Raw genomic sequence first — 15,160 nt, 5'->3', positions numbered from 1 at the left:
GGTGATCGGCGGCCCCCAGACCGCCACCGTGGTCGGCCCGGCCAACGAAGAGATCCACACCGATCACCTCAACCGCGTGCGCGTGCAGTTCCACTGGGACCGCCAGGGCCAGCAGGACGAAAACTCCAGCGTCTGGCTCAGGGTCTCCCAGCCCAACGCCGGCGCCGGCTGGGGCGGCGTGTTCGTCCCGCGTATCGGCCAGGAAGTCCTTGTTGACTTCCTCGAAGGCGATGCCGACCGCCCGCTGATCACCGGCCGTGTCTACAACGGCGAACAGAGCCCCGACTGGCACAGCCATGGTCTGCTCTCCGGGTTCAAGAGCAAGACTTATCGCGGCAGCAAGTACAACGAACTCGTCTTCGACGACGCCACCGATCAGGAGCGCGTTCGCCTCAATTCCGAAAACGAGAAGAGCCAACTCAACCTTGGCTACCTGATCCACCAGACCGGCAACACTCGAGGTGCCTTCCGTGGGACCGGGTTCGAACTGCGTACCGATGCCTATGGCGCTATCCGCGCCAACCAGGGGCTCTACCTCTCAAGCTGGGGCCAACTCGGTGCCAGCGGCGACCAGCTCGACCTCACCCCGGCCCGGCAGCAACTCGACAGCGCCTACAGCCTCACCGATACGCTCAGTCAGAGCGCCCAGGACCACAACGCCGAAGCGCTCGACAGCCGTACCCACCTCAAGCAGGCAGGCGAGGACGCCGACGACACTTACGGCAATAGTGAACAGCTTGCCGGTTCATCAGGACAGGCCAACCAAGACAGCGCCCGTGGTGCCACCGATAGCGGCGGCCGTGGCGAATCGGCGCGGATGAAAGCGCCCTGGCTGCATATGGCCTCGCCGGCGGGCATCACCCTGAGCACCCCGGAGTCGACCCACCTGGCTCAGGGCAAGTCACTCAGCGTCTCGAGCGGTGAAGACGTCAATATCGCCACCGGCAAGAGCCTGGTGGCCTCGATCTCCGAAAAGCTCTCGCTGTTCGTTTACCGCGCCGGCATCAAGCTCTTCGCCGCCAAGGGTAAGGTCGAAGTGCAGGCGCAGAGTGACGAAATGGAATTAACGGCGCAGAAGGACGTCAAGATCACCTCCACCGAAGGGCGCGTCGAAATCAACGCCGCCAACGGCATTTTGCTGACCAGCGGTGGCGGCTATATCCGTATCGAAGGGGGAAATATCGACGTCCACGGCCCCGGCGCCATCGATATCAAAGGCGCTCAACACAGCTTCGGTGGCCCGGCGAGCATGGATGTGGCGATGCCTGAGTTGCCGGAAGGTGAGGACGTGCTTTGCCCCATTAAGAATCAGGCCGCTGCCAGCGGTGGTGACAGTACCGTGGAAAGCTAGCAGTGCGATTGATCGAGGAGGTCGAGTTTCTCACCGAGGCCGAGAGAGAGGCAGAAGCCGGGCGGTTATATCGCCTGGTTGACCCATCCAATGCGCCAGCACTGCGCCTGAGCGATGAAGCGCGAAAATCGGCCGGATTGATAAACAATCCCTTCATTGCTCAGACACCGTCACAACGCCTTTATCTCTATCCGACTACCGGGAAGGGTGATCAGGATATTGCTGCGCAATTGATCGAGGAAAGAGACAGACGATCTTCCGGCTTGCTTGAGCCGGTGCCTTTCTGCGGCTGGATAACGACCAAACAGGCCTGCACGACCGCTGCCGCTTATCTCGGAAGGCAGTTGGCGCCGGCAACACCTGATAAAAAGCCCGCGCTGTTGCGCTTCTATGATCCCCGAGTGCTCGAGCAACTGCCACGCATCTTGCTCCCTTGGCAGCTATCGGCGCTGCTGGGTCCCATCGACCGTTGGGTTTATCTCGATACCGAAGGTCGATTGCGTTGTCTCGAGCCTCATGCCGATCAGCGGCGGCTCGGTAGTCTCAAGCTGACGACGGAACAATGGCGTGCGATTCAGCGCGTCGGCCAGATCAATCGCTGCCGAGAACTTTACCGCACGCTTCCGGGAACAATGGGCTTGCGAAAAGCGCCGTCGGAGTCTGTTGACGCATTGATCGTCACGGCTCAGGAAGTTGGCCTTCGAGAGCGGCAAGAGTTAGCCACTTTTGTGCTTCATGGATTAACGACACATCACGATTTTTATCGCCATCCGATCATGCGGGCGCTACTCGACAAACTGGGTGGTCGACTGAATTACATGGGATTGACGAATCAGCTTTCCGATGCCGATTGGGAAGCGATATCAGAACAGAGGGAGGCATCATCCTATGGCAGCAGCATCTAGCGCCGGCGCCCATGCGGCAGCGGGCCAAGCGGGAGGAACCGGCAGCGGACGATGTGAGTTCTGCGAGCGAAAAGGCCTGCCGATACTCCCGGTTCGTTATGCCGTTTGTCAGCGTAATGACCGGAATAGCCAGATTCCCGAGCTGGAGCAGCCCAGAATCGAAGAGTTTACCAACATCATGTTGGATAAAACCTTGGTCGATGGTGAAGAAAGCGCCAGAAGTATTCCAGACGAGGTGAAGGCGGAAGTTACGCAGAGCACAGATAGTCAGGTCAATAAATATATACTCCGGCAGCTGCGCCAGGGTTATCTCTATTTCTACGATCAGGATAATCCCAATGGGATGTACTGGTATGCCTACGCGATTACCAGCGATGGCAAGTACTATCAGTTTCAGATTCTCAACCCTCCGTCTCTAGATGAAATTACGTTTCCTGAGCGATGCCAGAACAATGAGAGTGATGCGCTTCACGCGTCTCTCGTGACGCTTCCGGACCCAGACAATTCGGGAATGCTTTATTATGCCTTCACTGAGCACGCTTGGCCCAATGAACATATCGAAATGATTGGTGGAGATGCCGCTTGGCGCGAGGCCAACATGCAGAAAATCGATATTCGATCATGGGTTGGAGGGCAAGGTGCCCAGCCCTTCGCGTACGGCACGGACGATCTAGAAACTGTCGCCGAATACAGCGCCGGCGCACGTGACCTTGACACACAGTTCTGGTCCAGCGGTCCAAATAGAAAGATCTATGAACCGAAGCAACTAAAAGATGCCATGGGTTTGCGGCTTGATCATGCTGCCAGTCGTTACCAAGGCAAAGGCCTTATTCTTGCTGTCAAGGATGAAATCGGCATCATTGATGAACTGAATGCCCAGCGCCACCAGCCTATGCAATCGATGGAAGCCTTCTGTGACGGGGATGACGATACCAACCGGCGCAAGGTGCTTTGTAACAATGCGCTTGAAGCCTTTCAGAAGCACTTTGAGACGGGTTACAAAGCACAAGCCATGGCGGATGCGCTGTCTGATCCTCAAGAGCGTCTGAACCAGGCCCGCCAGAATAGAACAGAGTTTTACGAGGCTCGAGAAAAGCTAAAACGAGACAATGCAGACGGTACGCTTGATGAAGGTCAACAGCGCTGGGCAGACTTGGCAGAAGGCAATCTGGACATGCTGGTCAATGCTGCTGAGGATGATTTGGCGGCGGTCCAGAATAACCGGGAGGAGATCCTTGCCGACACCGAAACCGTCATTACGCAGCATCGAGACCAACTGGAGGAATCCTGCGACCCGGATCTGCTTCAAGCTCTGAGAGATGACATCAATGCCAGGGCGCAACTAATTGATGCGCTGGTTCCCGTGATGGATGACGACTACGCCTTCTGGGTCTCCCGACACCTGCCCGACGTGATAAGTCGTTATAGCCAGCAGGATTACTCCTCCGGGCTGGGACTGAGCGGCCTGATAGCTAACGCCCTACGTGGCGGTATTCTGGCCACGGCTAGCCGCTCACTGTGGCAAACGCTTGGTCAGGATTTCAGTAGTCCCAAGTCCCCGTTGATGGTCGCTCTGTTCAGCAACAACACGGCGCTGATCGAGCAGGCACTGTCAGAAAGCCAGGCTCTGGCGCCTGGGGCGTTTATCACCGGCGATGCTCTGCAAACATGGGGCGAGCGTTTCGGAGATCAGCAATACCAGACCGTGAATGGGCAGCGCCAACCGCTGGCCAGGGAGGCTATCCTCAATCGATATCGATCCATTTTCGCCCTGCTGACTGTCACGCTGGGCAACAGCTTTGCCGCGCTAACCACCTATGACATGGCTGGGGAAATCCCTTCCGCTGACGCGCATGCCTGGCTACAGAGCTTCATGCGCCGCGGGCAGATGGCCTATATGGCCGATCCCGATGCTCAAAATGGTGACTTACCGCCCCCCCGCGTTGCAACGGTCAACATGACCCTCTCGGAATACTATCAATGGCTCCGCCTGCTATCGCGGCACATTAAGGGTGACGACAACACGGTCACGCCGCCCAACGACACTGCGTTAAAATACGATGACGGCAGCAGTGGCAACTTTGGCGGCCTGATGTCGGACAGCGATATAGTGGTCGCAGTTCCTCTTCAATGCGGGCTGGTGAATGCCGATGTACTGGCCCGGCTCACCGCCACAACCAATGCCGACCTGGTGGAAAACTACACCCCTGATGACCAGCGCCAGCGTGGCAGAGATCTCGCCCAGAGTGCGCGGGATATTGGCGCAGGCATCATGAGCGGTAATCGTTACAGCAAGGTTCTGGGTTTTGGCCTGGTGCTGTGGAACGCCCTCGCGGTGTTCAAGGCAGAAACCGACAAGGGTCCGGAAGATAGTGCCGACTGGATGCTGGTACTGGGCACCGCCGTGAGTGTTGCCAGCGGTGGGATGACAGCGGTAGAGGGCTATAGCCGCATCCGCAGTGCTTCCCTCGGCATTGCGGGTGATAATGCCCTGGTCAGCAGTGCTAAATGGTCGGTGGCCAGCAAACTGCTCGGCGTCGCGTCCGGTTTTCTCTCGGTCTGGGATGGCTTTCAACAACTGGGGAATGCCGCGAGCGAAGGACGTCTGGGCCGAGCGACCAGCGGCCAGGAAAGCCTTGCTCGCGGCGCGATGGCCATTGGTGGTGGCGTAGTCAGTATTGTATTGGCCTTGGCGGCCGGTCTGCTTGTCGGTCTGGTTGTGGGAGCAATTATCGGGCTCGCCACGCTGGTGGTGGGCTGGTACTTTGTCACGCTAGTGGCCCCCTCTGCACAGATGTGGCTAAACCGGAGTTTGATTGGTAAGCATGAAGGCCAGATTGAACCGTTCGAAGATATCGACTCCGAACAGAACTCGCTCGATATGGTATTTAGTGGTATTTCAGTGGAATTTTCGTACGAACTATGGGGGGGCGCAATGCATGAAGACCTTATCCAAATAAATATCGGTGTTTCTATACCCCAAAACAGCTTCTCAGAAGTTCATTTGGAAATTCAGCCTTTTGACATGAGTGGACCTGTAAGTGAGTTCTCCTACCAAGGGGTAGCCGAAGGACCACCAGTTGAGGATTCATCAAGGAGAGAGCGTAGACGAGGGGATGGTGTAAAAAACGTCTCTCCTGCATTCTTAGAAGAAGAAAAACGCTACACGCTAAAACATGAACAAAATTATCGAACTAGAGACTTAGGTGATGGAGCGAATCTTCTGATTACCTATAAGGAAAAAGGGTCTCACAAACAACTGCGTGATGTTTTCTCTTTGAACTGGAGAGAGGATAGAACTAATGATTTCTAGATTCTGGCGAGGGCTGGTAATATTCATTTTTTTGTCTTTGTGTGTCTGCTTTTCTCCCATGGCTTTTTCGGATGTTCTTTACCCTGATCCTGATGGAGTCAGTCTGGATGAGGCATACAGATCTATAACAAAAGATGATTTGATAAGTGGCGTTAATGAATCAGATCCTAAATACCAATACCTCATGGGGTTACTATATTGGGGGGGGGATGAAGAATTTGGGGTCGAGGACTCTCCTTCTAAAGCTTATGAATTATTGAGAAAGGCTTGGGATGCTGGTATTTTTGATGCTGGATATACCTTGGCATTTATGTTTGACCAAGGGAAGGGGGTCAAAGAAAGTCACAGTAACGCCAAGCTATTTTTAGAGCAGTCAGCTCAAGCAGGGTTTGTCTTATCCCAAAGAGATCTTGGAAAGGCTTACTTAGGAGAGCTTATGCCAAGAGCCATCTCTTACAATGTCGAAAAAGCGGTCTACTGGCTTGAAAAGGCGGCCATTTCTGGCGACCAGGTTTCTGCTGCCGTCCTGTCTTCTCTCTACTATAAAGGAGACAAAGTTTCCAAAAGTGAGGAAAGTGCATTCCATTGGAGATTGTCTGCAACTCGTGCAAAATACGGAGACAATGAGCTCGGGAACTTTTTATGGTTAGGGAGGTTCTATGAACGTGGAGTTGGTGTTAAAAGAGATATAGTGCAGGCCTATAAGTGCTATGATCTCAGCGGCACAGCTGGCAGTAAGGGCAAGGAACGCGTCGCTGAAGAAATGACCCAAGACCAGATTGACGAAGCCACTCGCCAATCCCGAGCTTGGCAGGAAGAGCACAATATTTACGTGCCCAGCTATAGTGGTCTGGAACACCAATCAGACGGTAGTTATCAATAACTGCCGCTGGCGACACTTCAAAAGCTCATGTGTATTAGTGGTGTAACCTATGCAGAAACCGCAGGGTCATTACACCAGTGTTGAAAAGTCGAATGCCGGATACCTTTGCAACGAATAGATAGAAGTCCAGCGACGTAGAAAAAACCCATGGCACTAGCCATGGGTTTTTTTATTTTCGGCTCATCAATCGCCAATCAGCGCGACATCAAGCCTCATCCAACTTCTGCTTGAGTACGCCATTGACCTGTTGCGGGTTGGCAGTGCCACGGGAGGCTTTCATCACTTGACCGACGAAGTAGCCGATCATCTTGCCGCGTTTTTCCGGTTCGGCGTCGCGGTACTGGGCGACCTGGACCGGGCTGTCGGCGATGACCTGGTCGATCATCGCTTCGATGGCGCCGGTGTCGGTGACCTGCTTGAGGCCGCGGGTGTCGATGATCTCGTCGGCGCTCGCACCTTCGTTATTCCACAGCGCGGCGAAGACCTGCTTGGCGGCCTTGCCGTTGATGGTGTCGTCGAGCACACGCTGGATCAGCCCGCCGAGCTGCTCCGGCGTGACCGGGCTGTTGGCGATGTCGATGTTCTCGCGATTAAGGTGCGCGGAGAGTTCGCCCTGGACCCAGTTGGCGGCCTGCTTGGCATCGCCGCAGACGGCCAGCACGGCTTCGAAATATTCGGCCGTCGGGCGCGTCGCGGAGAGCACGCCCGCGTCGTAGACGGATAGACCCAGGCTTGCCTCGAAGCGGTTGCGTTTCTGGGTGGGCAGCTCCGGTAGCGTCGAACGCTGGTGCTCGATGTAGGCGCTATCGAGCATCACCGGCAACAGGTCGGGGCAGGGGAAGTAACGGTAGTCGTTGGCTTCTTCCTTGGTCCGCATGCTGCGGGTTTCGTCCTGATCCGGATCGTAGAGCCGGGTTTCCTGCACGACCTTGCCGCCATCTTCGATCAGCTCGATCTGGCGTTCGACCTCGAATTCGATCGCGCGCTCGACGAAGCGGAAGGAGTTGACGTTCTTGACCTCGGCGCGGGTGCCCAGCGTCTCCTGACCCTTGGGGCGCACGGAAACGTTGACGTCGCAGCGCAGAGAGCCTTCTGCCATGTTGCCGTCGGAAATACGCAGATAAGTGACGATGGCGTGAATCGCACGGATATAGGCCACCGCCTCCTTGGCCGAGCGCATATCGGGTTCGGAGACGATTTCCAGTAGCGGCGTACCGGCACGGTTGAGATCGATACCGCTCATGCCGTGGAAGTCTTCGTGCAGCGACTTGCCGGCGTCTTCTTCCAGATGCGCGTGATGGATACGCACGCGCTTGCGCACGTCGTCTTCCAGCACGAGCTCGACTTCACCCTTGCCGACGATGGGCTGGGCCATCTGGCTGGTCTGGTAGCCCTTGGGCAGGTCTGGATAGAAGTAGTTCTTGCGCTCGAACAGCGAGGTTTCGGGGATCTCGGCATCGATGGCCAGGCCGAACTGCACGGCCATCGCCACGGCACCTTCATTGAGCACCGGCAGCACGCCCGGCAGGCCCAGGTCGATGGCGCAGGCCTGAGTGTTGGGCTCGGCACCGAACGCCGTAGAGGCGCCGGAGAATATCTTGGACTGGGTCGCGAGCTGGACGTGGACTTCCAACCCGATCACGGTTTCCCACTGCATTAGGTTGTCTCCTGGTCGCTCGGGTGCCGACGATGCCAATCCGTCGCCTGTTGGAACTGGTGCGCCACGTTGAGCAGCTGGCTCTCGGCGAAGTGCTTGCCGAGAATCTGCAGGCCAATCGGGCGTTTGCCAGCAAAGCCGGCGGGGACGCTGATACCGGGAATACCGGCCAGGTTAATGGCGATGGTGTAGATATCCTGCAGGTACATCGAGACCGGATCTTTCTTGGCACCGAGATCGAACGCCGGCGTCGGTGCCGCCGGGCCCATCAGCACGTCGACTTCCTCGAAGGCATCCATGAAGTCCTGACGGATCAGGCGCCGAACCTGCTGTGCCTTGCGGTAGTAGGCGTCGAAGAAGCCTTCCGATAGCGTGTGCGTACCGATCAGGATGCGGCGCTTGACCTCGTCACCGAAGCCCTCGGCGCGACTGCGCTTGTAGAGGTCTTCGAGATCGACTGGGTTCTCACAACGGTGGCCGAAGCGCACGCCGTCATAGCGAGATAGATTCGAGGACGCTTCCGCCGGGGCGATGACGTAATAGGCCGGTACCGCCAGATGGGTATGCGGTAGGCTGACTTCACAGACTTTGGCGCCCAGTGATTCGTAAACCTTGATGGCGTCGCGGATGGCACCTTCGACTTCCGAATCTAGCCCATCGCCGAAGTACTCCTTGGGCAGGCCGATCTTGAGTCCGGCCAGCGGCGTATCCAGTTCGGCGAGATAGTCCGGCACCACGCGGGCGACGCTGGTGGAATCGCGAAGGTCATGCCCGGCGATGGCGCCGAGCAGGTGGGCGCAGTCTTCCGCGCTCTGAGCCATCGGACCGCCCTGATCGAGGCTTGAGGCAAATGCGATCATGCCGTAGCGGGAGACCCGGCCGTAGGTCGGCTTGAGCCCGGTAATGCCGCAAAAGGCGGCCGGCTGGCGAATCGAGCCGCCGGTGTCGGTGCCAAGCGCCGCGGGGGCGAAGCCAGCGGCGACGGCGGCGGCGCTGCCGCCGGAAGAACCGCCGGGAACGGCGGTGCGATCCCACGGATTCTTCACCGGGCCGTAGAAGCTGTTTTCATTCGACGAGCCCATGGCGAACTCGTCCATGTTGGTCTTGCCGAGGCTGATCATGCCTGCCGCTTCCAGCTTCTCGACCACCGTGGCGTTATAGGGCGCCTGGAAGTTGTCGAGCATCTTCGAGCCGCAACTGGTGCGAATGCCCTGGGTGCAGAAGATGTCCTTGATCGCCAGCGGCAAGCCGGCAAGCGGGCGCGATTCGCCCTTGGCACGGGCCTGATCGGCGGCGTCGGCAGCGCTGAGCGCCTGATCGCGGGTGACGGAAATGAAGCTGTTGATGTCGCCATCCAGGCGCTCGATACGATCGAGCAGGCTGCTGGTCAGCTCTCGGCTGGAAAAGTCGCCGGCCTTGAGGCCCTTGGCGAGTTCCGTGAGCGTCATATGATGCATGGGGTCGCGGTTCCCTGAGTCAAATCGCTGTGCGCGAGGGCTGCCATCGGTTTGTCGTGGCGGCACATCGCAAAATCGGTACCGAACGGAGTCGGCGCTAGTTCGCATCAGGCGAATTCAGCTGTTGAATTCAGCCATTCACGGGCTCGAACGCATTGTTCTTGCCATCAACATCGAACTTATTCGACGACGCGCGGTACCAGATAGAGGCCTTCGGCCGTTTCCGGCGCGCAGGCCTGGAAGGTTTCACGCTGGTTGGTTTCGGTCACTTCGTCGGCGCGCAGACGCTGGGTGGCGTCGAGTGGGTGCGACAGTGGCGTCACGCCGTCGGTGTTCACGGCTTGCAGACGGTCGACCATTTCCAGAATCTGGGTCAGATCGTCGACATAACCGGCCGCTTCGGCGTCGCTGTTGAGGCCCAGGCGAGCCAGATGCGCTGCTCGCAGTACGTCAGCGTGTTCGATTGCCATGTGTTGAGGGTCCTGTGATGGGGACGTCGCGTCGTGGATTGCCGAGACGTCGCTTCGTTGATTGTCGAAACGTCGTATCGTAGAAGTTGCGGTTTCTGAAACGCTCGTCGCGCAAACTTCGCGAAGGTTCGTCACTAGAATTCGTCATCCCGATAAATGGAGGAAACATTATCATAATCACGGCCCATCTGGCAGGCTCGAGCTTGCTGCTTTACCCCCACGGTGATACCGTTTGCGTCCGCACAGGGTTCCGGTCTGGACTAGGTAAAAGTTTCCATGTTTAAACGTTTACGGGGGCTGTTCTCGAGCGATCTTTCGATCGATCTGGGGACCGCCAACACGCTGATTTACGTCCGCGGTCGCGGTATCGTCCTGGACGAACCCTCCGTTGTGGCGATTCGTCAATCCGGCAACATGCGCAGTGTCGCGGCCGTTGGCCTCGACGCCAAACGAATGTTGGGGCGCACGCCCGGTAACATTACCGCCATCCGCCCGATGAAGGATGGTGTGATTGCTGACTTCACCGTTACCGAGCAGATGCTGCAGCATTTCATCCGCAAAGTTCACCAGAGCACTTTCCTGACGCCGAGTCCGCGCGTACTGGTTTGCGTTCCCTGCATGTCCACGCAGGTCGAACGCCGTGCGATCAAGGAATCTGCCGAGGGTGCTGGCGCACGCGACGTCTATTTGATCGAGGAGCCGATGGCGGCTGCGATCGGCGCTGGCTTGCCGGTCGAGGAAGCCCAGGGCTCGATGGTCGTCGATATTGGTGGTGGCACCACCGAGATCGCGATCATCTCGCTCAATGGCGTCGTCTACTCCGAGTCCGTTCGCGTGGGTGGTGACCGCTTCGACGAAGCGATCACCTCCTACGTGCGTCGCCATTATGGCAGCCTGATCGGCGAAGCCACGGCGGAGCGGATCAAGGAAGAGGTCGGGTGTGCCTATCCGGGCGGCGAGCTGCGTGAGATCGACGTGCGCGGACGCAACCTGGCCGAAGGCATTCCGCGCAGCTTCACGCTCAACTCTCACGAGATCCTCGATGCGCTGCAGGAACCGCTGGCGTCCATCGTCACGGCCGTCAAGAGCGCGCTGGAGCAGTCTCCACCGGAACTCGCTTCCGATATTGCCGAGCGCGGTCTGGTGCTGACCGGTGGTGGGGCGCTTCTGCGCGACATCGACAAGCTGATCGCCGAGGAAACGGGCCTGCCGGTCATCATCGCCGAAGATCCGTTGACCTGCGTGGCACGTGGCGGAGGCAAGGCACTCGAGATGATCGACCAGCATACTTTCGAGCTGCTCTCCAGCGATTGAGGCCCGCCGCGACGGATGAGGCCGCCACGCGGTTCCGTCCGTCCTCGGTAGGTGGGGGTGAGGCCTATCAAACCGCTGTTTTCCTACGGTCCGATACCCACGTACCGCATGCTGTTGTGTGCGGTGCTGGCGTTCGGGCTGATGTTTGCCGAACACCGCTTCAGCGCGGTGGAGACGGCGCGTTCCCATATGACCTCGGTCGTGGCGCCGATCCAGTGGCTGGTAGCGCTGCCCAGCGAAGGTGTGCGCTGGAGCGCCATGGCGATCTCCGACCAGCAGACGCTGATCGATGAGAACGGGCGCTTGCGCGAGCAACTGTTGACGCTTTCCAATCGCGTCCAGCGGATGGCGAGTCTGACCGCCGAAAACATCCATCTGCGCGAACTGCTCAACGCGCCAAATCCTGCCGATGTGCCTTATATCACTGCCCAGTTGCTGTCGCTGGACTCCGACCCGTTCACCCAGCAGATGGTGATCAATCGTGGGCGTCGCGACAGCGTCTATATTGGCCAGCCGGTGATGGACGCTTCAGGCCTGATCGGCCAGGTGGTGTCGGTCTCTGCCTATACCAGCCGTGTGTTGATGGTGGCGGATGCCAATCACGCCGTGCCGGTGGAGATCAATCGCAATGGTCTGCGCTTCATCGCCCAAGGCACGGGGCAGTTGGATACGCTCAACGTGCCGAGTGTGCCCGCAACAGCGGATATCCGCGAAGGTGACCTGCTGGTGACGTCAGGGCTGGGCGGACGCTTTCCTCAGGGTTATCCGGTAGCGCGGGTCGATAACGTCAAGCGCGAGTCGAGCCAGGCGTTCATGGAGGTGTCGGCAGAGCCGATTTCCCAGCCGGAACGGTCGCGCTATTTTCTGTTGCTGTTCCCCCCCGAAAAGCCCGACGAAAGCCTGAGCGGACCGGAGCGCATGGCGCGCCAAGTGGTCTGGCCGGGGGATCCCGGGCATCCGGATGTCAACCGTATCAGTGAAGACGCGCTGACCGCGGCGCTGACCCTGCAGTCCGAGGAACAGGAGTAAGCATGGGCCCGTTCGGTTATCTCTTCGTCTGGTTCACGCTGCTGCTGGCACTTTGCCTGCAGGTGATGCCGTTGCCGGATGCCTGGCTGGTTTGGCGGCCGGATTGGCTGGGGGTGCTGCTGGCCTACTGGTGCGTGGTGACTCCGCAGCGCGTGGGCGTCCTTCATGGTTTCGTGCTGGGGTTGATGCTCGATCTGATCGAGGGCGCACCGCTCGGGCAGAATGCACTGGTGTTGTCGCTGCTCGCCTATCTTTTCCTGCTGCTGTACCAGCGCTTTCGCGTCTACTCGATCTGGCAGCAGGCCGTGCTGGTCTTCATTCTGCTGGGCATTGCGCAGTTGGTGGAGCAGTGGTTGCGCACGATCTTCGGGCCGGTCTCCGTAAGTCTCGAATTCCTGCTGCCGGCGTTGATCGGCTCGCTACTGTGGCCATGGCTTTACACCATGATGCAGGTCGTCAGACGTCGTCTCGGTATCGGCTAGCTCCCGCTCCCACGGTCGGCCCTTGCCAAGTATGTTGCGTCTTGAAGTCATGTCTTGAAAGCACGGTTCGTGTCACTCGCCAGCGCCTTTACGCTGGGCCCTCAGGCTGATCAGGAGACGATCGATGAATGATGCACCGGTACTGCGTCTGGCTTCGGCTTCGCCGCGACGGCGCGAGCTGCTGGCGTCGATCGGCGTCAGCGTGGAACTCGCGCCGGCGGATATTGATGAGTCTCGGGGTGAAGGGGAGTCGCCAGAGCAGTTCGTTTCGCGACTGGCCCGGGAAAAAGCCGAGGCCGGCCATCGGGGGAGTACGCGGCCCACATTGGGGGCGGATACCGTGGTCGTTTGCGATGGTGCCATTTTCGGCAAGCCGCGTGATGAAGCGCACGCTCGCGAGATGCTGACGGCGCTGTCCGGCCGTGAGCATCTTGTGCTGTCGGCGGTGGCCGTCATCGGCGCTCAGGGTTTGCGTGAATGCTGGGTCGCCACGCAGGTGTTCATGCGTCGGATCGACGAGGCGGAGATGGCGGCGTACTGGTCGACAGGAGAGCCGGCAGACAAGGCCGGCGGGTACGCGGTCCAAGGCCGAGCGGCGATATTCGTCGAGCGTCTGGAGGGGAGTTACTCGGCCGTGGTCGGCCTGCCGCTCTACGAAACGGCGTCGTTACTGCGCGCGCAAGGGGTGGCGCTGTGGAATGACGTGCCGTGAAACGGCTTTTACAAGGAAGCGCTTTTTATGAGTGAGGCGGGGGCTGTGCCATAATCCTCGCTGCCCCGCTCGCCCGCCTGGGGTGTACGGTGCGCTCGAACCACTCGCCACAAGGATGCCTGCATGAGCGGTGAGGTACTGATCAATCTGACGCCGATGGAGACGCGGGTCGCCGTGGTGGAAAACGGCGTGCTGCAGGAGGCCTTCATCGAGCGCAGCCGGCGTCGCGGCATCGTCGGCAATATCTACAAGGGTAAAGTCGTACGCGTGTTGCCGGGCATGCAGGCCGCGTTCATCGATATCGGGCTCGAGCGAGCGGCCTTCATCCATGTCAACGAAGTGCTGCCGCCCGAAGCATCACATGAAGAACCTGCGTCGATCAGTCATCTGTTGCACACCGGCCAACCCTTGGTGGTGCAGGTCACCAAGGATCCGATTGGTTCCAAGGGCGCTCGGCTGACCACCCATCTCTCCATTCCCTCTCGCTATCTGGTCTACATGCCGGATTCCCCTCACGTCGGCGTTTCGCAACGGATCGAGGATGATGCCGAGCGCGAGCGCCTGAAAGCGCTGGTCGAGAGCGGCAAGATTGCCTTGCCGGACAAGGATTGCGGCGGGTTCATCATTCGCACGGCGGCGGAAGGTGTAGGTCAGGAGGAACTCTTCGCCGACATGGTTTTTCTGCAGCGCCTGTGGCAGAAAGTCTCCGAACGACGAATCTCGGCGCCGATAATGACGCCGATCTACGATGACCTGCCGCTGTTCATCCGCACCCTGCGCGATGTGATGCGCGATCAGATCGAGAAGGTTCGAATCGACTCCCGGGAGAACTATTTCAAGCTCAAGGAGTTCGCTCGAGAGTTCATGCCGACCATGGAGTCGCGCATCGAGTATTACCCCGGGGAACGCCCGATCTTCGATCTCTATAGTGTCGAGGACGAGATCCAGAAGGCGCTGGGGCGAAAGGTACAGCTCAAATCCGGGGGTTATCTGGTCATCGATCAGACCGAGGCGATGACCACCATCGACGTCAATACCGGTGGCTACGTCGGGCATCGCAATCTCGAGGAGACCATCTTCAAGACCAATCTCGAGGCCGCCACGGCCATTGCCAGACAGCTGCGGCTTCGCAATCTGGGCGGCATCATCATCATCGACTTCATCGACATGGAAGAGCTCGAGCATCAGCGCCAGGTGCTACGCGTGCTCGAGAAGTCGCTGGAACGGGATCACGCCAAGAACAAGCTGACCGGCGTTACCGAACTGGGGCTGGTGCAACTGACCCGCAAGCGCACGCGCGAGAGTCTCGAACAGACGCTGTGCGAGGCTTGCCCGACCTGCCTGGGGCGCGGCTCGCTGAAAACGCCGGAAACGATCTGCTATGAAATTTTCCGCGAAATTCTGCGCGAAGAGCGAGCCTATTCGCCGGAGACCTACATGGTGCTGGCCTCACAGTCGGTGGTCGATCGCCTGCTCGATGAAGAGTCCGCCGCTGTGGCCGATCTGGAGTCGTTTATCGGCAAGACGATTCGATTCCAGGTCGAGGCCCACTATTCCCAGGAACAGTACGATATCGTACTGATGTGA

At 58.7% G+C, this 15,160-nt stretch carries 12 protein-coding genes; 9 read left to right on the top strand and 3 right to left on the bottom strand.

Features of this window, described 5'->3' with window-relative positions:
• From DOM27_RS05980 to DOM27_RS05965, 4 genes are all read left to right on the top strand, one after another.
• On the top strand, positions 1 to 1,351 hold a 1,351-nt coding region (locus DOM27_RS05980; protein WP_157956724.1), incomplete at its 5' end, for a DUF2345 domain-containing protein.
• Positions 1,352 to 1,359: 8 nt separating this feature from the next.
• On the top strand, positions 1,360 to 2,256 hold the full coding sequence (locus tag DOM27_RS05975) for a DUF4123 domain-containing protein (protein WP_157956723.1): 897 nt from the start codon (positions 1,360 to 1,362) through the stop codon (positions 2,254 to 2,256).
• On the top strand, positions 2,240 to 5,569 hold the full coding sequence (locus DOM27_RS05970) for a T6SS effector BTH_I2691 family protein (RefSeq protein WP_110655146.1): 3,330 nt from the start codon (positions 2,240 to 2,242) through the stop codon (positions 5,567 to 5,569). The genes DOM27_RS05975 and DOM27_RS05970 overlap by 17 nt, the downstream gene beginning before the upstream one ends.
• Positions 5,559 to 6,452, top strand: coding sequence for a tetratricopeptide repeat protein (locus DOM27_RS05965; protein WP_110655145.1), 894 nt, complete (start codon positions 5,559 to 5,561; stop codon positions 6,450 to 6,452). Before DOM27_RS05970 ends, DOM27_RS05965 begins: the two co-directional genes overlap by 11 nt.
• Positions 6,453 to 6,657: 205 nt before the next feature.
• Here DOM27_RS05965 and gatB read toward each other — a convergent pair whose 3' ends face one another.
• From gatB to gatC, 3 genes are all read right to left on the bottom strand, one after another.
• Positions 6,658 to 8,109, bottom strand: a complete 1,452-nt coding sequence (gatB, locus tag DOM27_RS05960) for an Asp-tRNA(Asn)/Glu-tRNA(Gln) amidotransferase subunit GatB (protein WP_110655144.1) — start codon at positions 8,107 to 8,109, stop codon at positions 6,658 to 6,660.
• Positions 8,109 to 9,566 (bottom strand): Asp-tRNA(Asn)/Glu-tRNA(Gln) amidotransferase subunit GatA, encoded by a 1,458-nt coding sequence (gene gatA, locus DOM27_RS05955; protein ID WP_110655143.1) that lies wholly within the window; start codon positions 9,564 to 9,566, stop codon positions 8,109 to 8,111. Before gatA ends, gatB begins: the two co-directional genes overlap by 1 nt.
• Positions 9,567 to 9,745: 179 nt before the next feature.
• Positions 9,746 to 10,036, bottom strand: coding sequence for an Asp-tRNA(Asn)/Glu-tRNA(Gln) amidotransferase subunit GatC (gatC, locus tag DOM27_RS05950; protein WP_110655142.1), 291 nt, complete (start codon positions 10,034 to 10,036; stop codon positions 9,746 to 9,748).
• 276 nt (positions 10,037 to 10,312) lie between these two features.
• Here gatC and DOM27_RS05945 point away from each other — a divergent pair, with 276 nt between their 5' ends.
• The 5 genes from DOM27_RS05945 to rng all read left to right on the top strand — a co-directional run bounded on the left by DOM27_RS05945 (position 10,313) and on the right by rng (position 15,160).
• Positions 10,313 to 11,350: a rod shape-determining protein gene (locus tag DOM27_RS05945; RefSeq protein ID WP_071232911.1), complete on the top strand. Its 1,038-nt coding sequence runs from the start codon at positions 10,313 to 10,315 to the stop codon at positions 11,348 to 11,350.
• 57 nt (positions 11,351 to 11,407) lie between these two features.
• Positions 11,408 to 12,379, top strand: coding sequence for a rod shape-determining protein MreC (mreC, locus tag DOM27_RS05940; protein WP_280952123.1), 972 nt, complete (start codon positions 11,408 to 11,410; stop codon positions 12,377 to 12,379).
• A 2-nt stretch (positions 12,380 to 12,381) separates the two neighbouring features.
• Positions 12,382 to 12,861 carry a rod shape-determining protein MreD gene (gene mreD / locus DOM27_RS05935; RefSeq protein WP_110655140.1) on the top strand — a complete coding sequence of 160 codons (480 nt, stop codon included), beginning with the start codon at positions 12,382 to 12,384 and terminating at the stop codon, positions 12,859 to 12,861.
• Between the two features lie 124 nt (positions 12,862 to 12,985).
• Positions 12,986 to 13,573, top strand: coding sequence for a Maf family protein (locus DOM27_RS05930; RefSeq protein WP_110655139.1), 588 nt, complete (start codon positions 12,986 to 12,988; stop codon positions 13,571 to 13,573).
• Positions 13,574 to 13,696: 123 nt separating this feature from the next.
• Positions 13,697 to 15,160, top strand: coding sequence for a ribonuclease G (rng, locus tag DOM27_RS05925; protein WP_110655138.1), 1,464 nt, complete (start codon positions 13,697 to 13,699; stop codon positions 15,158 to 15,160).

This window comes from Salinicola halimionae, from assembly GCF_003206065.1.
Taxonomy (GTDB): Bacteria; Pseudomonadota; Gammaproteobacteria; order Pseudomonadales; family Halomonadaceae; genus Salinicola; species Salinicola halimionae.
The sequence above is the reverse complement of the archived record's forward strand: the minus strand, read 5'-3'. Positions and strand labels throughout refer to the sequence as shown.